A 17,783-nucleotide genomic window follows, 5' to 3' on the forward strand; every position below is an offset into this window, starting at 1 on the left:
GCCGGCGTTCTCTGACGGGAGCACTGCCATGAATACATCGATCTTCCCACTGATGTTGGCACTGGGCGCGTTGCCCGGCTGTTCGAGCACCGCATCCCTCTACCATGACCAGCCGCTGGTATCGAAAGTCGATAACGGCATGAGCAAGGAGCAAGTGCTGCAGATAGGCGGCAAGCCGACGGCTGAGTCCGAGCGCACCGTGGTACCCGGTTCGTGCTTTGACTACCTACTGGTCAGGTCGGGCCAGACTCAACCCTACAGCGTCAGCTTCGACGGGAATGGCAAGGTGGACAGGACCACTTTCATGACCTGCGCCGAATGGAGCGCTGCTCAGCAGAAAGCCAGGCGGCCTTCACCGAGCATGGGCGGCTTTGGCGGATCGGGCTATTGACGGGTGATCACTCGAGGCAATCCCGAGCCACCTGGCGCAGTTTATCGCCGGTCAGGAAGCTGCCCTTGTAAAACGTTGCACGGCTGCCATCGTGGTACTCGACCACTTCCAGGACCACGTCTGAAGTCACGGCACTGGGTGCAGTCAGGCGATAACCGTGGCTGATGGATTTTTGCGTGGTCTGCGGCGAGAGTGCTTGCCATTTGGGCAGCACACAGGCGGCGTAATCACTGGGCGACTTCTTGGTAAGTTTACTGGCAGTAGGCTTGCCCGGGTTGGCACAGCCGGCCAGGCCCGCAACCAGAACAGAGCAGAACAGAATACGAAGTAGAGGCATTTGCAATTGACCGATATGGACCTGGGGCATATTACCCTCACTGGCGCGCCAACACTAATCAACCAAGGTCGTGCTCTGCCCGGACGCATGAGCGCGCAAGACTTCTGTCGCATTTCACCGGCTCCCAGGCAGCCGTAGACTTCGACCCGCTGATGGATCAGCACCCATCGCAAAAAGCCCGCGCTCTACGGTGCGGGCTTTTTGTCTTGTTGCCACCGGTTTATGGGCTTGGCTAGGCTTTTGAACACATGAGCGCAGCATCGAGCAACCGCCCATGGTCATACCAGGCGTCGCGTTGATAGGCGGTGAACTGATGATGCGTACCGGTGCCGTGCACTTCGACAAGGCCGTTGGCTGTAGTGGGGTCTGTGCTGTCCACGAACAGTTGCACCGAGTCGCCGCTACCCACTTCATAGGTGGTCGCATTACGCTGAAGTTCACCTTTGACGCACCCCAGATAATCGGGCGGGCTTTTATCGGTAGTGCCAAAGGTATAATCGTGTCCTTCACGAACATCCGGGTTGTGTGCACACCCTCCCATCAAGATTGTGAAAACAGCGGATACCAGTATTGCGCCTGCGGCTGACCTGAAACTCTTCACGCGACACACTCCTGCTGCCCCCGCGGTGGTGAACCAAGGCCATCGAAACAGCAATACCCTTTTTTTCGTTCTGTGGCCTACATACTACCCCTCGTTAGTTTCAAGGTAATATGCTTGTTCGTTATATCGAACGTGTGCTGACTGAAGCGCCCTCCAGCAGAAATAGGCCTGCTACATTCGCCGCCGTCGACCCATGCGCCCGCTACTGCCGATAACTGTAAAAACCAGCCCGGGGATCCAGAAGGCAGGATTTGCGGTGGCCAACCCCAGTGCCAACATTGATACGCCTATACCGATCATGACCGGTCTTGCTCCTTGATGATGTTGAAACGTTGCGCTAGGTGTGTCAGTCCTGCTCTGTCAGTTCGCAGACGCCATTCGCACGGCCCTTACCGGTGTAGGAAACGCTCACCGTGCCATCCGGGTTGACCATCAGCGACAGGGTTACCCCACTGCCCTTGGCCTCGAAATACGTATCGCTGAACTTCTTCAGCTTGGCTTGCTTACCATTTATGTAAACGGGGCCGCCCTCATCCGCATGCACTTCGATGTTGCCCGGGCATGTGGCGTTCACGAGCGGTATTTCTGCACTGGCAATCCCCGAAACACCTAGCAAGGCCAACCCTAGCAAATGCCGCTTCATTCACACCTCCTGATTCAATACGCTCACCTAACCAGGGCAGATTAGCACTGGCACGCACGCAACTTCTGCCTTGATGCGACAAGAGCACATTTGTACGCCTGACCAGGCAAACACCTCGATACCCGCGGTTGCCGCTGGGGGTGCTAACTAGCCGACGGGTTATCGACTAGAGGCCTCCCACTATTCATGTTAAAAGCACTCTCAGGTAAAACACGCCGTTCGATGCCTAATGCTTCCTCAATCAAGTCATTACACCGCGCGCGGCAAGCGCATTGCACAGATACGTGGCAAGGTCGGGCTGTGTTTTGTGGCAGCACTTTCCTTCCTGGCCGGCATGACGGATGCGGTGGGCTTTACCGCAACGGGCGATTTCGTCTCCTTCATGAGTGGCAATACCACGCGACTGGCCGTTTCGATTGGCGAGGGCGACTCTTGCGCCATCCTCACCATCGCAACGCTGATTGTGGCGTTCGTCGTCGGCAACGCCATGGGCGTGATCGTGGCGCGCTGGGTAAATCGGCGCTCTTGGCCCTTGCTCCTGTGTGTGGGGGGCCTGCTGTGCCTGGCTGGGGTGCTGCCGACACCGCTCGTGGCACTGGTCTGTGCCGTGCTTTCCATGGGCATGATCAATGCGGTCGTGGAGGAAGTGAATGGGCTGCCCATCGGGCTGACGTATGTGACGGGCGCCCTTTCTCGCTTCGGGCGCGGCCTGGGTCGCTGGCTAATGGGTGAGCGCAAGCCTGGGTGGCGGGTGCAACTGGTACCTTGGCTTGGTATGTTGCTGGGGGCGGTAGCGGGCGCGCTGTTGCAAAGCACGTTTGGTATGACGGCGCTGGCAATCAACGGCCTACTGGCGGCACTGCTAGCCACCGCTTCGATTGTCATTCCGCATCGCTGGCAACGGGCCTACATGCCGAAGTAGCGCGAAGGCAAGGACGGAGCCTGCATGGCCTGGCCAGCGATAAGCGGCAGGACTGTCGCACAGAGCCAGGCACATTATGATGAGTGACGTTGTGATCGTTTAGGATCGAGGTCTGAGCATGGAATGTCACGTTCGTCCCGCCACGAGCAAAGATGCAGCAGCGATTAGCCACGTGGTAATTGCCGCTCTGCGTCAGTCAAATTCACAGGACTACGCGCCCGATATCATCGCTCAGGTTGAGCGCAACTTTGCTCCTGAAGCCGTCACGGTACAACTCGTCCAGCGCAAGGTTCTGGTAGCCTTGCTGGGCGATACCATCATCGGCACTGCCAGTCTCGACGGTGAGGTAGTCAGGAGCGTTTTCGTTGATCCTGCGCATCAAAAAGGCGGTATCGGTCGGCAGCTGATGGGTGCCATTCATGCCATCGCTGCCCGCGCCGGTGTTGACGCTGTGCGTGTGCCATCGTCGATTACCGCTGAACAGTTTTATGCCGCGTTGGGTTATCAGAAAATCCGCGACGAGTTCCATGGGGCTGAGCGCACCATCGTCATGGAAAAACGGCTTTAGGATGTCTCCAACTGGGCGCCAGGATTGCGCCGCTGATGGAGATATGACTAATGCTTTCTAACGAGCGTTCCCTTTGAAAGCGTTCGTTATTTGAGAACGTCGCCTGGGAGCATCTGGAATGAAGGCGCTGGCTACGTCAGGAATGAGGGTGGATCGCTGGTTGCACCAACCACAGCGAAAATCGTCAGGGTCAGCTAGAGTTTTTTATGAGTTCAAGACCGTGAGATAACGATCATGCTTAAACAAGAAGCAGACGACGTGATTGAGCGTATCCGGGACGAATTGAAAAGGCACGGGGTGCTGATCGGCTACGATCCTGAGTTTACCACGCCTGAATTCGGCTGCGACCTGGATCACCATGTGGCACAAGTAAGAGAAGATCCGGAAACCCGTGTCGTGCGTATCGTGATACATGACGAAGGCTTGTGGGCCCTGCTCAGGCAGGGGTCCGTGTACCGCTGCGTCGTCAGTGAATGCAACGGGAAGCTATTCGGCATGCCGATTACCATTGAACCTCGAACCGATGAGTCCTACACGATTCAGTACAAACTCTAATGCGTCAGCCGGGTAGCCTGGCGGCAAGACTAGCCGACCAGGCGCCTGCTCCGATCCAGTTCTGAGGGTGACCAGTGCCGTTCGAACGGGTTATTTGCCGGTTCGCTACGTAGCGGGATACGGGCGGCTGCAATCATGAGCCAGTGAGATTGGGCAATTGCTACCCAGTCAATGAATGCTTGCCTGATGAATAATGAATCGCCCCAAAGCAGAAGCTTAGGAGCGATTCACCATTACAGCCCTATCCGGGCAGGCTCAGGTGCAGCAAGGGGAAGGGACGGCCCTCGCCATCCAGCGGAGAACGACCTGTTTGAACAAACCCGTAATGTAAATAAAACCCTACCGCTTCGGGGTTCTGTTCATTCACATCAACACTCATCTGACTGCGCGAACTGCGGGCATGATCCAGCAACGCGCGGCCAATCCCTTTCCCTCGCAGATCGGGTTCGATGAAGAGCATTTCTACATGGGTTTCATTGAGCCCGATGAACCCTAGCGGGCAGTCCTCGGCATCTACCGCAACCCATACTTCAACAGCGGGTAGGTAAATATCGCGGAGCTGAGGAAGCAATGCCCCAATATCGGATTCTTGCAGGAAGTGATGGGTGGCGCGAACGGAGCGCAGCCAAATGTTGAGCAGGTGCGGATGGTCGGCGTTAGTAGCCTGACGAATGATCATAGAATCATCCTTAACACTTTATATCGGAAATGAGGGGCGCTAGTCGATCGCGACCGTATAAGTGTCGGCAACGTGTATGACCGCTTCGCGAGTTAACGCCTGGGCGGTTCACGGCAGAGGTGGCCGGAAAGGAGGGAGGAAAGAAAAGTACTGAGAGGTCTTCGGGGTGTCAATAAAAAATTACGAATAGAATGACAGAAGCAGGCTTGGGGAGTCAGGCCCGTAGGGACCTGGGAATCGCCCTGGTTTCATAGACACCCTCCAAGCTCAGAAAATACCGTTTCTCATACTCCACCGGCGACAGCTGCATAGCACTAGGGTGTTTTCCAATTCTTTATCGCTGAATGGAGCCTGATGCGCTAAATGAACTGCGACCTTTGTTCCAGCCAAACCAGAGAATGGCCAACGCTGCGGATGCCAGCCATGGCAATAGCAATGTATTGAGCATTTGCCAATCCAGTTTCTGCAGCAGGGATGCCGCGCCGAATGAACAGCTCAGCCCTACTGCAAAGATCACCATGTCGTTGATGGCCTGCGCCCGGCTTTTTTCCGCAGATGTATAGCTGGAGGTGAGCAAGGTAGTCCCACCGATGTATAGAAAGTTCCAGCCCACGCCTAGCAGGACCAGAGAGGTGGCGAAAGATTGGAAACTCGTGCCTGTCCAGGTCATCAGGACGTGCGCCATGAGCGTGACGACGCCCGCCAGCATGACCTTGAGCACGCCAAGGCGGGCAATCAGCGTGCCGGTGAAGAACGACGGCAGGAACATTCCAAGAACATGCAACTGGATCACTGTCGAGGCCGTACTGAGGTTGTGATGGTGATGCAACATGGCAAGGGGAGTGGCTGTCATGGCCAGGATCATGACCCCGTAGCCGGTGGCGGCGCCAAACAAGGCAACCAGGTACACGGGCTGAGACACGACCTTCCACCAGTGTCTGCCCAATCTGGGATCGGCGTGGTCTGCCTGGACATTCGGCATGCGCAGTGACAGTAGAACGACTGCCGCAGTTGCAGAAACCACCGCCAGGATGAGGAAGGAGCCGACATACAGCGTTGGCAGCAGAGGGCCTCCGATACGTCCTACGGTAGGCCCCAATAGGGCCGCGATTACTCCCCCCGCGAGGACCAGTGATATCGCTTTAGGTCGGAAGGCATCGTCTGCGACCTCGCTCGCCGCGAAGCGATAGAATTGGGCGAATGATTGATAGCTACCGATGAGAAAGGTGCCGACTGCCATTACCGCTAGCGATGCTTTCCAAACACCATAGGCCGCTATCAGCGATCCCAGCACGCCGAGCAGTGCGCCTAGCAGGAAGCCTGCCCGGCGACCTCGGCGAGCCATCCAGCTGGATGCAGGAAACATCGCCACGGCGGTGCCCATAAACATACTCGCGATTGGCACCGTCCCCAGGTCCGCGCGGTCGGCGATCAGCGTGCCAGCCAATCCCCCCACTGTCATCACCGCTACCGAGACCGTCTGGAAGAGTGCTTGGGCGCAGGCCAACAGGAAAACCTGTCGGTGCATTCTTGTGCCAATCATGGGGTGTCCTTTCTGGTGGTCGGAACCGTCCGACCGGTTGGTGTAGTGGATTGGCAAATTATTGGAATCGACTTAACATTATTCAACCGAATAATATTCGCCAACTGACTCAAAAAAATTAATGAACAGGATACCGATAGACGTCAGGCACTTGCAGACCCTGACGGCCCTGCGTGACAGCGGCAGCGTTTCAAAGGCGGCCACTTGGATGCGGCTGACACAGGGGGCGCTTTCCCATCACATCAAGGCGCTGGAAGATTTCTACGGCGTGCCTTTATTCATCCGCAAATCATCACCTGTCATCTTCACGCCCGCCGGAAAGCGTCTGCTAGAGACTGCCGACAAAGTCATCCCTGTTTTGCACGAGACAACGCGTGATGTTCTGAAGATTGCCCATGGGACCACCGGCACCTTGAGGATCGCCATCGAATGTCACACATGCTTCGACTGGCTTATGCCTGCCGTCGATGCCTTTCGGGCACGCTGGCCGGAGGTTGAAGTGGATCTGGTGTCCGGGTACCACGCCGACCCTGTCGGCTTGCTGCATCAAGGTGAGGCGGATCTGGCCATGGTGTCGTGTCGCGAGCCAGAAGCGGGAGTCGATTTTCACCACCTGTTCCGCTCGCGCCTGGTTGCCCTGGTGGCCAACGATCATGCTCTGGCCACCAAGGATTACTTAGATGCCGACGACTTTCGCGATGAGACGCTGATCACCTACCCGGTCGAAGAGTCTGCGCTGGACATTCTCCAGTTGTTGCTCAAGCCGGCAGGAATAAGTCCGTCACGGCGCACGACTGAACTGACCGTTGCCATCCTCATGCTAGTGGCCACCCGACGTGGAATCGCGGTGCTGCCTCGCTGGGCAGTGCAGACCTACCTGCAACGCCAGTACATCACCGCCAAGCCGATTACGCGCGATGGTCTGTTCGCTGAGATTTGGGCCGCGACCCTCACGACTGACAGCAGTAAGCCCTATATCGTGGAGTTCATCGAGCTGATCAAAGAAACCAGTGCCGCTACGCTGACGGACATAGAACCTATCGACTAATCGAGCGACGTGGGTGCTGCAGGGTCGTGTTCAGTACAGCTGACGTCGCCACCGGCAGATAGTAACGATGAGGGTTCCAATCCCCCCGACGGTGAGTTCAATAAGCTCACGTCGACTGATGGATCCCGAGTAATGTTGAGTACACCGAGGAATTTGTAATGCGAGACAAAGCCCACTGGGAACGTGTCTATACCGAAAAAAATGCTGACAGCGTCAGCTGGTATCAAGAGCATGCTGCGAGTTCCCTGGACCTTATTCATCGCACTGGGGCTAAGCCCTCAGCAGCCATCATCGATGTTGGTGGTGGTGCATCGACACTGGTCGACGACCTGCTGCAAGGGGGGTTCTCCGATATCACGGTGCTCGACTTGAGCGTCGCTGCCCTCCAAGTAGCCCAATCCAGATTAGGGGCACGGGCCAACGCCATCAAATGGTTGGAGGCAGACATCACGCGTGTAGAGCTCCCTATGCACCGCTTCGATCTTTGGCATGACCGGGCCGTTTTTCATTTTCTCACTGATTCAGCAGATCGAGAACGTTACCTTCAAGCAGTAGAGCGTGCGGTTAAACCCGGCGGATTCGTCATCGTCGGCACATTCGCCGAGGATGGCCCAGACCTCTGCAGTGGCCTTCCAGTGCAGCGCTATACTGCACAGGATTTGCACGGCACCTTCGGTGCGCAGTATGAGCTGTTGGGCCAGGCGAAAGAGGATCACCGCACCCCCTTTGGTACGGTGCAAAAGTTCATCTATTGCTATTGCCGCAAACTGATTTGACAGACCCACTCATCCGCCGGCAGGGCAAAGGGCAATTCACCGACGCCGGACCTGCACCCTCAATGGCGCCTGATCCTCAAAGGATTGGGGATCAGATACCGCCCCCCGTATAACTGCCGCCACACCTATGCGACAATATGCTCAATGTCTGGTCTCAACCCCGCATTTATCGCCCAACAGCTCGGGCATAGCGTGCAGATGCTCTTATCGACTTATGCGCGCTGGATTAACTCGTCCCACGACTGGCAAGGGCTGGAAAAGCTCCAGATTGGTCAGAAATTGGTCCGTAGCTGCGAAGAAGCCACGTAAGTTATTGATAGGTAAGCTCCTTGATCTCCACCGCTAATATCACCATGCAGTTCGGCTCCAAGCCGCTGTTCGAAAACGTTTCGGTCAAATTCAACAACGGCAACCGCTACGGCCTGATCGGCGCCAACGGCTGCGGCAAGTCGACGTTCATGAAAATCCTCGGTGGCGACTTGGAGCCGTCCGGTGGCCAGGTCATGCTCGAGCCCAACACGCGCCTGGGTAAACTGCGCCAGGACCAGTTCGCCTACGAAGACTTCACCGTCATCGACACGGTGATCATGGGCCACGCCCAACTGTGGAAGGTCAAGGCCGAGCGTGACCGCATCTACTCGCTGCCGGAAATGACCGAAGAAGACGGCATGGCCGTCGCCGAACTGGAAACCGAATTCGCCGAAATGGACGGCTACACGGCCGAATCCCGCGCCGGCGAGCTGCTGCTCGGCCTGGGTATCCCGCTGGAACAGCACTTCGGCCCGATGAGTGAAGTGGCACCGGGCTGGAAGCTGCGCGTGTTGCTGGCCCAGGCCCTGTTCTCGGACCCGGACGTGCTGCTGCTCGACGAACCGACCAACCACCTGGACATCAACACTATCCGCTGGCTGGAGACCATCCTCACCGCGCGCAACAGCACCATGGTGATCATTTCCCACGACCGGCACTTCCTCAACAGCGTCTGCACCCACATGGCCGACCTGGACTACGGTGAGCTGCGCGTGTTCCCGGGCAACTATGACGAATACATGACTGCCGCTACCCAGGCACGCGAGCAGTTGCTGTCGGACAACGCCAAGAAGAAAGCCCAGATCGCCGAACTGCAGACATTCGTCAGCCGCTTCTCGGCCAACGCCTCCAAAGCCAAGCAGGCCACTTCGCGCGCCAAGCAGATCGACAAGATCCAGCTGGCCGAGGTCAAGCCGTCGAGCCGGGTGAGCCCGTTCATCCGCTTCGAGCAAACCAAGAAGCTGCACCGTCAGGCGGTAACCGTCGAGAAAATGGCCAAAGCCTTCGACGACAAGGTGCTGTTCAAGGACTTCAGCTTCACCATCGAAGCCGGCGAGCGTGTGGCGATCATCGGCCCGAACGGTATCGGCAAGACCACCCTGCTGCGCACCCTAGTGGGTGAAATGACGCCGGACAAGGGTGAAGTGAAATGGACCGACAGCGCCGAAGTGGGCTATTACGCCCAGGACCACGCCCACGACTTCGAGGACGACGTGAGCCTGTTCGACTGGATGGGCCAATGGACCACCGGTGAACAGGTGATCCGTGGCACGCTCGGCCGCATGCTGTTCTCCAACGACGAGATTCTGAAATCGGTCAAAGTGATTTCGGGTGGTGAACAAGGCCGCATGCTGTTCGGCAAGCTGATCCTGCAAAAACCGAACGTGCTGGTGATGGATGAACCGACCAACCACCTGGACATGGAATCGATCGAGGCGCTGAACCTGGCACTGGAAAACTACCCGGGTACCCTGCTGTTCGTCAGCCATGACCGGGAGTTCGTGTCGTCCCTGGCGACCCGCATCATCGAGCTGACAGCGGATGGTGTGGTGGACTTCAGCGGGACCTATGACGACTACCTGCGCAGCCAGGGTGTGGTGGTCTAAGGTCGCTGAGCACGCTTGGTTTCCTTGAGGGGACTGGGCTAGCCTCTTCGCGGGTGCACCCGCGAAGAGGCACTCCCCCCGAAGCACGGCATTTCCGTTAGCCTGCTTTCATTTTCTTCGCGCAACGGCCATGATGACGCCACGCCCAACCGCCCGCCCGCGAACGAGCCCATGACCGCGCAACAACCCGCCCCCGCCAGCCATACCTTCACTATCACCCTGCAGATCCTGACGATTGTCTTCTACACCTTCATAGCGTTTCTCTGCATCGGCCTGCCGATCGCGGTGTTGCCCAGCCATGTGCATGACCAGTTGGGCTTTGGTGCGGTAATCGCGGGGTTGACCATTGGCTTGCAGTACCTGGCCACCCTCCTCAGCCGCCCGTTCGCCGGGCGGGTGGCTGACACCCTCGGCGGCAAGCGCGCTGTGCGCTATGGCCTGCTGGGCATTGCCGGCTGCGGGGTGCTGACCTTGCTTTCGGCCTGGACCGTGAGCTTGCCGCTTTTGAGCTTGGCGCTTTTGCTCGTCGGGCGCCTGGCGCTGGGGCTCGCCCAAGGGCTGATCGGTGTCGCCACCCTGAGCTGGGGCATCAACCAGGTGGGGCCTGAGCACACAGCGAGGGTCATTTCCTGGAACGGCATCGCCTCGTATGGGGCCATTGCCATTGGCGCGCCGCTGGGCGTGCTGGCAGTCGATGGCCTGAACTTCAGCGTGCTGGGCCTAGCGTTGCTAGGGCTTGCCGCGCTCGCCCTGGTGGTGCTGCACAAGCGCCCGGACGTGGTGGTGGTGCGCGGTGAGCGCCTGCCGTTCTGGTCGGCATTCGGCCGCGTGGCCCCTTGCGGCCTGGGGCTTACCCTGGCATCGATCGGTTACGGCACCCTGACGACCTTCGTCACGCTGTATTACCTAGAGCGTGGCTGGGTTGGTGCGGCCTGGTGCCTGAGCGCTTTTGGGCTGTGCTTCATCATTTCGCGGTTGCTGTTCGTCAACGCGATAAACCGCTTTGGCGGCTACAACGTCGCCGTCGTTTGCATGGCCACCGAGGTGGCTGGCCTGAGCCTGCTCTGGCTCGCGCCCTCGCCTGCCTGGGCATTGATCGGCGCCGGCTTGACTGGCTTCGGGTTGTCATTGGTATACCCGGCCCTGGGGGTGGAAGCGATCAGGCAGGTGCCCAGCAGCAGCCGCGGAGCCGGGCTGGGTGCCTATGCGGTGTTCTTCGACTTGGCATTGGCCATCGCCGGCCCGCTAATGGGTGCCGTGGCGGTGCACTTGGGCTATGCCTCGATATTCTGCGTTGCGGCCCTGCTGGCGCTGGCCGGGGTTGGTTTAACGTTGCTGCTGGCCAGGCGCAGCCAGCGCGGCTGAGCGCTCAGCCTGCTCCGGGGCACCCAGCGCCTGGCTGAAAAACGCCGCGGTGTCCTGTTGCAGTGAATGGTGGATATGGCGGCGATCGACGCCGTCGGCATCTTTGCACAAGGCCGCCATGCGCACCCGCTGCTCGTCATCGCAACGGGCCATGAACACAAAGTGCCCGGCACCGGCCAGCAGGCGATAATCCGGGGTGACCGGCAGCTTGCGGGCCAGCGCTTCGGCATTGCGGTCCACTGCCAGCAGTTGGTCGTTGTCCCCGGTGTAAATCAAGGCCGGCACCTTGACCCCGGCCAAGGCGTGGCGACCGAACATCAGGCTCAAGGGTGCCATCAGCATCACGGCTCCCACGCGGGCGTCAGCCGTGGGTGTCAGCTCACTGCGGTCGGTAATCAGCACACCGTGGGTCTTGCAGGCGTCGGCGTCGGTCGGGCGCTCCAGGCAATATTGGCGAAGACGGTCGAGATCGGGCTGCGCACCCGACAGGATCAGCGCAGTCTCCCCGCCGGCCGAATAGCCGATCACGCCCACCTTGCCGTCGTTCAGATAAGGCCCGAGCAATGCGTCGTCACGGGCCGCTGTGATGGCGGCACTGACCTGCAGCGGTCGGCCATAGAGATTACTCAAGGTACCCAGGCGGCTATGGTCGCGGGCGTTGTCGCCTGGATGCACCACGGCCACCACGACAAAGCCCTGACGTGCCAGCGAGGTGGCCAGGTAGTGCAAGGCCAGCGGGCTGCCAGTGTTGCCGTGGGAGAGCACCAGCAGCGGGAACTGGCCAAGGGCGACCGGAGCCTCTTCAGCGACCTCGACCGGGTAACCGTCGATGTGCAGGCTGTGGGGAGTACCTTGGGCCGGATAAAAGGCGAGTGCCTGCATGGGGCGGGCATCGACCGGGTCATCCAAGATCATGTGGTGCAGGCCGGCCACCCAGGATGCCGCCTCGGCAGTGGGCAACAGGCCGCCAAGCAGGAGCAGTGCCAGCAAGCAAGGGGCAATGTTCATCAGCCGCTATTCCACGCGCAGCGAGGGGATAGCGTGAGGATAGAACTGCCCAGTGTGATGGCAGATGAAAAATGGATGAAAAAACCGGCTGGCGCGTCTGCGACAGCCGGTTTGTCACAAGGGCCGATCAGGCCGCCGCGAACAGCGCGTTGGCAATCTGCGCCTGGGCGGCGTCGATGGCCTTGCTGCGGTGTTCCGGGCCGTAGGCCAGGCCTTGGGCGCGAACGATCTCCAGGTCGGTGATGCCGATGAAACCCAGGAACACATTGAGGTAGTCCTCATGGCCAACCCCGGTCGGCTGGCCTGCGTGCACACCGCCGGCAGTCGATACCAGCACCACTTTCTTGTCACCGCACAGGCCCTGCGGGCCAGCTTCGGTGTAGCTGAAGGTCTTGCCGGCAACGGCGACACGGTCGATCCAGGCCTTGAGCTGGGTCGGCACGCCGAAGTTGTACATCGGCGCACCGATGACCACGGCGTCGGCGGCCAGGAATTCGTCCAGGGTTTCGGCGCTGAGCTTGGCCTCGAACGCCTGCGCGGCGTCACGCACGTCTTCTGGCGTAGCTGCAGCCACCAGGGTAGCTGCGGAGAAGTGAGCGATGGCATCGGCGGCCAGGTCGCGGTACACCACTTCGATACTCGGGTCGGCGGCTTTCCAGGCTTGGACCACTTCACGGCTCAGTTGGCGCGAGGCGGAATTGTCGCCCAGGATGCTCGAATCGATGTGCAACAGTTTCATGGGACTCTCCTGCGAATGAAGACCGCGGCGTTGGGCGATCACAATGGGGAGAATCCTACCGAGGCGCCTAATGAGTGATAAGTCAGTAAAAATGCGTTAGTTTGTCCCACAGATAGAACAGTGAGCCCCTGCGATGCAAGACCTCAACGACCTCTTTTATTTCGCCCGCGTGGTCGAAGCCGGCGGTTTCGCGGCTGCCGGGCGCCAGCTGGGCATCCCCAAGTCGCGCCTGTCGCGACGCATCGCCGAGCTTGAAGAGCGCCTGGGCACCCGCTTGCTGCAACGCACCACGCGCCAGCTCAAGCTGACCGCCGTGGGCGAACGCTACCTGCACCATTGCCAGTCCATGCTATTGGAGGCCGAGGCCGCCGACGAGGTGGTGGCAAGCATGAGCAGCGAACCCCGTGGGCGCTTGCGGGTGTCTTGCCCGGTGGCTTTGGCCCATGCGTTCCTGCCGCAGGTGATCAGCCGCTTCCTGGAACAATACCCACAAGTGCAATTGGACATGGTCTTGCTCAACCGCCGCGTCGACCTCATTTCGGAGGGCATCGACGTTGCCCTGCGGGTGCGTGACCTGGGTGACGAAGACCCGGCACTGGTCACCCGCCGGCTGCGTCAGGCACAGATGCAACTGGTCGCCGCGCCGGGCTTCGCCGACCATATCCGCGAGCCGGCCGAACTGGCCTCGTTGCCGGTGCTTGGCGCAGCAGAGGCAGACCGGCTGGTGCATTTTCGCCTGCTCGGGCCCCAGGGCCGCCAACAGGACATTGCCCTGGAGCCGCGCCTGGCAATTGATGATTTTGTGGTGCGCAACGCTGCCGTGCGCGCCGGGCTAGGCTTTACCGCCCTGCCCAGCATGTTTTGCGAAGAAGAACTGGCACGCGGCGAACTGGTGCGCCTGTTGCCCGACTGGTCGTTGCCTGGCGGCTACCTGCAGGCGGTGTACCCCCACCGGCGTGGTTTGTTGCCGGCAGTACGGGTATGGATCGACCACCTGGCGGCGTCGTTCGAGGCATGTGGAGAGCGTTATGTCTAAACACACAATGAACGAAGCGCAGGTTGCCGCCTTCTGTCTGAGCCTGCCTGGGGCGCAGGAAGACTACAAATGGGGCGGTATCCGGGTGTTTTCGGTCGCCGGCAACAAGATGTTCGCGGTACTCGATCTTGCGGGTGCGGGGTTGTCGTTCAAGGTGGCCGATGAGCTGTTTCTGGGCTACTGCGACCGGCCCGGCGTGCGCCCGGCCCCCTATCTGGCGCGGGCGCGGTGGATCAGCATGGCACCGCCCTACCCCATGGGCAGGGATGAGCTATGCGACCTGCTGCAGCGCTCGCATCAACTGGTGGTGCGACGACTGGCGAAGCGATTGCAGGTGGGTTTGCTGATGTGAATCGCCTGGGGCGCCAGGCAGCCGTTATATCAACGACGCAAGCTGCCCCAGAAACAGGTGGTCGGCCCAGAACGCTTGATGTACCAGCACAATCCCCCAGAACACGACCTGATACGACACCTTGCGGGTCTTGTGGCGAAACAACTGCTGGGCCACCAGTGCGCCCGGCCAGCCTCCCAGCAACTCACTGGCGTGCAGCACCTTTTCGGGCGTGCGCCACGCCTGGGTGCGGGCCTGGTGCTTGTCTTGCCAGTACAGCAACAGGGTGATCAGGCTCGCCGCCGGATATACCGCCAACGGCCACCATGAGCCCCCGCGCCACGCCATTTGCGCCGCACCCACTGCCGGGAGCAGGCACAGCGCAGCCAGTATCAGCAGTTTCAGGCGTACGTTGCGTACACCCTCCACTTTGCGAGCGGCGCCCTCCTTGGCCGTTTGTGTGCGCGCCATGTCAGGGGTGCGCCGTCGACCAGTCGACCCAACCAAACTGCCAGGTCGCCAGAATCAGCAGGCCAAAGACGATACGGTACCAGGCAAACGCCGCATAGCTGTGGTTGGCGATGAACTTGAGCAATGCACGCACCGCGATCATGGCGAAGATGAACGAGGTGACGAACCCCAGGGCAAACACCGGCAGGTCGTCGGGCTGGAACAGGTGGCGGTACTTGTAACCCGAGTACACCGCCGCGCCGACCATGGTCGGCATCGCCAGGAAGAACGAGAACTCGGTGGCTGCCTTGCGCGACAGGCCAAACAGCAGGCCGCCGATGATGGTCGAACCTGAACGCGAGGTACCGGGGATCATCGCCAGGCACTGGACGAAGCCGATCTTGAGGGCGTGCGACCAGCGCATTTCATCGACATGCTCGACCTGCACACGGTGCGTGCGGCGCTCGGCCCAGAGCATGATCACACCGCCGATCACCAGCGCCGTCGCCACGGTGATCGGGTTGAACAGGTATTCATGGATCAGGTCGGCAAACAACACACCCAACACCAGGGCCGGAAGGAACCCCAACAGCAGGTTGGCGCTGAAGCGCCGCGCCGTCGGCTGGCTGCGCAGGCCGAAGACCACCTCGAAAATCTTGCGCCGAAACTCCCACACCACCGCAAGGATGGCCGCCAGCTGAATGATGATGTTGAAGGCCATGGCCCGTTCGCCATCGAAGCCGATCAGGTCGGCAACGATGATCTGGTGCCCGGTGCTGGAGATCGGCAGAAACTCTGTCAGCCCTTCGACCACGCCTAAGATGATTGCCTGGAAGGCAGTCCAAAAATCCATCATTCCCCCGTTGGAGCGCTGCACGTTGCAGGCCCCTTGTTCTTGGTTTGCTTGTGTTTGCCGAATGCGGCGCGGCTTTTTACAGCGATGCTGGGACCAGCGCCAGCAGAAAAGTTCAGTCTGCCTAAAGGTTTCATCTTTCGCGGCCGAAATCCTATCAGAGCGGCTTTGCAATGGCTTGCACGGCAACCTGCAGACTAGGCGAAAAATGGCACTTAGCCATTAGTCGTGTGGGGGTCAGACACAAAGCATGCTTGGATGCACTTGAATAACAAGAACAAGGCTGGAGTGCCGTCAATGAAGAGCTTGAGGTCGATGTCGATCAGCCGCCGCCTGTGGCTGATCCTGTTGGTTGCAGTAGCGATGCTGGTCATTCTTGGCCTGCTCATGCTACGTCAGATCCATGGTGATCTGTACCAGGCCAAGGCCGAGAAAACCCGTCACGTCGTACAGACGGCCGCGGGTGTACTGGCCTACTACCAGGGCCTTGAGGCCGCCGGTACGTTGAGCCGTGAAGCGGCCCAGCAGCAAGCCCTGCAGGTAGTGCGCACGCTGCGCTACGACCACGATGACTATTTCTGGATCAATGACCTGGGGCCGACGATGATCATGCATCCGGCCAACCCCAAGCTCGATGGCCAGGATCTCTCGGCCGTTCGCGACCCTGACGGCTTTGCCGTGTTCAACGAGATGGCCGCACTCGCCCGCAGCCAGGGCGAAGGCCCGGTTAACTACCGGTGGCCCAAGCCCGGTGCCAGCGAGCCGGTTGCCAAGACGTCATACATACAACTGTTCAAGCCCTGGGGCTGGATCATCGGCTCTGGTGTCTACATCGACGACGTGCAGGCCGAGTTCGCCCGTCAGTTGCGCGACGCGTCACTGCTAGGTCTGGGCATTGCCCTGCTGATGGCCCTGGTAGTCAGGCTCATCGCCCGCAGCATCGCCCGGCCATTGCAGGAGGCGGTGCAAGCCATGGGCAACATTGCCAGTGGCGAAAGTGATCTGACCCGGCGCCTGGACGTGCATGGACGTGACGAGATCACTCATCTGGGCGAGCATTTCAACCGTTTCAACGGCAAGCTGCAGGGCGTGGTCGGCCAATTGCAGGGGGCCGCGCATGCACTGGCGCAATCAGCCGGGCACGTGGGTAGTAACGCGGGTGCCGCGCAACAGCACAGCGCCCAGCAGTCGATGCAAATGGACCAGGTAGCCACCGCCGTCAACGAAGTGACCTATGCGGTACAGGACGTGGCCAAGACCGCCGAGCAGGCCGCCGTTGAAATGCGCGCAGCGCAACAGCAGGTGGAGCATGGCCAGCAGGCCATCCACGGCAGCCTGCAGCAGATCGACTGCCTTTCGGCCACCATCGACCAGGCCGTGCAGGTGATTCGCGACCTGGCCGGGCACAGCTCGAAGATCGGTGGGGTGCTGGACGTGATCCGTTCCATCGCCGAGCAGACCAACCTGCTGGCGCTCAACGCAGCCATCGAGGCGGCCCGCGCTGGCGAGCAGGGCCGCGGCTTTGCCGTGGTGGCCGATGAGGTGCGCCTGCTGGCCCAACGCAGTGCGCAGTCGACCGCGGAGATCCACACCATGATCGAGCACCTGCAAAGCCAGTCGGACGCTGCAGTCCGGGCCATCGACACCAGCAGCGAAGCCTCGCGCCAGACCGTCGAGCAGGCCCGCGAGGCAGGCTCGAGCCTGGACGCCATCAGCCAGGCGCTGCACAACCTCACCGTGCTCAATGCCACGATCGCCAGCGCCACATTGCAGCAGTCCCATGTGGTCGAAGACATCAACCGCAGTGTGCTCGACACCGCCGGGCTGTCGCAGCAAACCGCCAATGCTGCGCGCCAGTCGAGCGATGCGGGCATGGCACTGGGCCGCTTGAGTGAAGAGCTGGAGCAACTGCTGCGCCAGTTCCGGGTGTGAGCTTATCGCGCTGATCGGCCCAACCGCCGCCAGCGCGGCGCTCATCGAGGGGCGCCGGCTTGGCCCGAAACCTCGGGCCTTCTACTCCTA

At 60.1% G+C, this 17,783-nt stretch carries 20 protein-coding genes and 2 pseudogenes; 13 read left to right on the plus strand and 9 right to left on the minus strand.

The genetic code is table 11. The annotated features are described in order from the left end of the window. Positions 1 to 28 precede the first annotated feature (28 nt). Complete coding sequence (gene osmE, locus L6D80_RS02835) at positions 29 to 391, plus strand: osmotically-inducible lipoprotein OsmE (RefSeq protein WP_054899836.1); 363 nt, start codon at positions 29 to 31, stop codon at positions 389 to 391. 7 nt (positions 392 to 398) lie between these two features. On the opposite strand, the gene L6D80_RS02840 is transcribed toward osmE, so the two are convergent. The 3 genes from L6D80_RS02840 to L6D80_RS02850 form a co-directional block, all read right to left on the minus strand. Continuing rightward, complete coding sequence (locus tag L6D80_RS02840; protein ID WP_371263287.1) at positions 399 to 728, minus strand: hypothetical protein; 330 nt, start codon at positions 726 to 728, stop codon at positions 399 to 401. Between the two features lie 232 nt (positions 729 to 960). After that, positions 961 to 1,329, minus strand: coding sequence for a hypothetical protein (locus L6D80_RS02845; protein WP_176514006.1), 369 nt, complete (start codon positions 1,327 to 1,329; stop codon positions 961 to 963). A 346-nt stretch (positions 1,330 to 1,675) separates the two neighbouring features. Then, entirely contained in the window at positions 1,676 to 1,972 is a 297-nt protein-coding gene (locus tag L6D80_RS02850) for a hypothetical protein (RefSeq protein WP_054899543.1), read from the minus strand. 229 nt (positions 1,973 to 2,201) lie between these two features. On the opposite strand from L6D80_RS02850, the gene L6D80_RS02855 reads away from it, so the two are divergent. The 3 genes from L6D80_RS02855 (at position 2,202) to L6D80_RS02865 (ending at position 4,017) form a co-directional block, all read left to right on the plus strand. Further along, entirely contained in the window at positions 2,202 to 2,894 is a 693-nt protein-coding gene (locus tag L6D80_RS02855) for a YoaK family protein (protein ID WP_054899544.1), read from the plus strand. A 118-nt stretch (positions 2,895 to 3,012) separates the two neighbouring features. Continuing rightward, positions 3,013 to 3,462: a GNAT family N-acetyltransferase gene (locus L6D80_RS02860; RefSeq protein WP_176514008.1), complete on the plus strand. Its 450-nt coding sequence runs from the start codon at positions 3,013 to 3,015 to the stop codon at positions 3,460 to 3,462. Between the two features lie 234 nt (positions 3,463 to 3,696). Next, entirely contained in the window at positions 3,697 to 4,017 is a 321-nt protein-coding gene (locus tag L6D80_RS02865) for a hypothetical protein (protein ID WP_054899546.1), read from the plus strand. Between the two features lie 241 nt (positions 4,018 to 4,258). On the opposite strand, the gene L6D80_RS02870 is transcribed toward L6D80_RS02865, so the two are convergent. Continuing rightward, entirely contained in the window at positions 4,259 to 4,696 is a 438-nt protein-coding gene (locus L6D80_RS02870; RefSeq protein WP_176514010.1) for an acetyltransferase, read from the minus strand. Between the two features lie 334 nt (positions 4,697 to 5,030). Further along, on the minus strand, positions 5,031 to 6,239 hold the full coding sequence (locus L6D80_RS02875) for an MFS transporter (RefSeq protein ID WP_176514012.1): 1,209 nt from the start codon (positions 6,237 to 6,239) through the stop codon (positions 5,031 to 5,033). A 151-nt stretch (positions 6,240 to 6,390) separates the two neighbouring features. Between L6D80_RS02875 and L6D80_RS02880 the strand changes: the two genes are divergently transcribed. The 5 genes and pseudogenes from L6D80_RS02880 to L6D80_RS02900 all read left to right on the plus strand — a co-directional run bounded on the left by L6D80_RS02880 (position 6,391) and on the right by L6D80_RS02900 (position 11,344). After that, positions 6,391 to 7,287, plus strand: coding sequence for a LysR family transcriptional regulator (locus tag L6D80_RS02880; RefSeq protein WP_236183030.1), 897 nt, complete (start codon positions 6,391 to 6,393; stop codon positions 7,285 to 7,287). 158 nt (positions 7,288 to 7,445) lie between these two features. Further along, on the plus strand, positions 7,446 to 8,063 hold the full coding sequence (locus L6D80_RS02885; RefSeq protein ID WP_054899550.1) for a class I SAM-dependent methyltransferase: 618 nt from the start codon (positions 7,446 to 7,448) through the stop codon (positions 8,061 to 8,063). Between the two features lie 42 nt (positions 8,064 to 8,105). Further along, positions 8,106 to 8,372, plus strand: a pseudogene (locus L6D80_RS02890) (site-specific integrase); the annotation flags it as partial. Positions 8,373 to 8,392: 20 nt separating this feature from the next. Beyond that, positions 8,393 to 9,979 (plus strand): ABC-F family ATPase, encoded by a 1,587-nt coding sequence (locus tag L6D80_RS02895; protein ID WP_054899551.1) that lies wholly within the window; start codon positions 8,393 to 8,395, stop codon positions 9,977 to 9,979. A 171-nt stretch (positions 9,980 to 10,150) separates the two neighbouring features. Beyond that, entirely contained in the window at positions 10,151 to 11,344 is a 1,194-nt protein-coding gene (locus L6D80_RS02900; RefSeq protein WP_176514016.1) for an MFS transporter, read from the plus strand. On the opposite strand, the gene L6D80_RS02905 is transcribed toward L6D80_RS02900, so the two are convergent. Then, a complete protein-coding gene (locus L6D80_RS02905) occupies positions 11,306 to 12,352 on the minus strand; it encodes an alpha/beta hydrolase family protein (protein WP_176514018.1) in 1,047 nt (348 codons plus the stop codon). The two genes, L6D80_RS02900 and L6D80_RS02905, sit on opposite strands and share 39 nt — an antisense overlap. Positions 12,353 to 12,479: 127 nt before the next feature. After that, the gene (locus L6D80_RS02910) at positions 12,480 to 13,091 is read right to left on the minus strand and encodes an FMN-dependent NADH-azoreductase (protein ID WP_176514020.1); all 612 of its coding nucleotides are present in this window, start codon (positions 13,089 to 13,091) and stop codon (positions 12,480 to 12,482) included. A 133-nt stretch (positions 13,092 to 13,224) separates the two neighbouring features. On the opposite strand from L6D80_RS02910, the gene L6D80_RS02915 reads away from it, so the two are divergent. Together L6D80_RS02915 and L6D80_RS02920 are read left to right on the plus strand one after the other, a co-directional pair. Next, positions 13,225 to 14,127, plus strand: coding sequence for a LysR substrate-binding domain-containing protein (locus L6D80_RS02915; RefSeq protein ID WP_054899555.1), 903 nt, complete (start codon positions 13,225 to 13,227; stop codon positions 14,125 to 14,127). 7 nt (positions 14,128 to 14,134) lie between these two features. After that, positions 14,135 to 14,479, plus strand: coding sequence for an MmcQ/YjbR family DNA-binding protein (locus L6D80_RS02920; RefSeq protein WP_371418570.1), 345 nt, complete (start codon positions 14,135 to 14,137; stop codon positions 14,477 to 14,479). Positions 14,480 to 14,503: 24 nt separating this feature from the next. On the opposite strand, the gene L6D80_RS02925 is transcribed toward L6D80_RS02920, so the two are convergent. Both L6D80_RS02925 and L6D80_RS02930 read right to left on the minus strand, forming a co-directional pair. Further along, positions 14,504 to 14,929, minus strand: a complete 426-nt coding sequence (locus L6D80_RS02925; protein ID WP_176514024.1) for a DUF1294 domain-containing protein — start codon at positions 14,927 to 14,929, stop codon at positions 14,504 to 14,506. Between the two features lies 1 nt (position 14,930). Further along, the gene (locus L6D80_RS02930) at positions 14,931 to 15,761 is read right to left on the minus strand and encodes an undecaprenyl-diphosphate phosphatase (protein ID WP_054899837.1); all 831 of its coding nucleotides are present in this window, start codon (positions 15,759 to 15,761) and stop codon (positions 14,931 to 14,933) included. Between the two features lie 387 nt (positions 15,762 to 16,148). Between L6D80_RS02930 and L6D80_RS30205 the strand changes: the two are divergent. After that, positions 16,149 to 16,820 (plus strand): annotated as a pseudogene (locus L6D80_RS30205) (cache domain-containing protein); the annotation flags it as partial. 138 nt (positions 16,821 to 16,958) lie between these two features. Continuing rightward, positions 16,959 to 17,693 (plus strand): methyl-accepting chemotaxis protein, encoded by a 735-nt coding sequence (locus tag L6D80_RS30210; protein WP_371418571.1) that lies wholly within the window; start codon positions 16,959 to 16,961, stop codon positions 17,691 to 17,693. Positions 17,694 to 17,783: the final 90 nt, after the last annotated feature.

The sequence above is a fragment of the Pseudomonas ceruminis genome (genome assembly GCF_021602025.1).
Taxonomy (GTDB): Bacteria; Pseudomonadota; Gammaproteobacteria; order Pseudomonadales; family Pseudomonadaceae; genus Aquipseudomonas; species Aquipseudomonas ceruminis.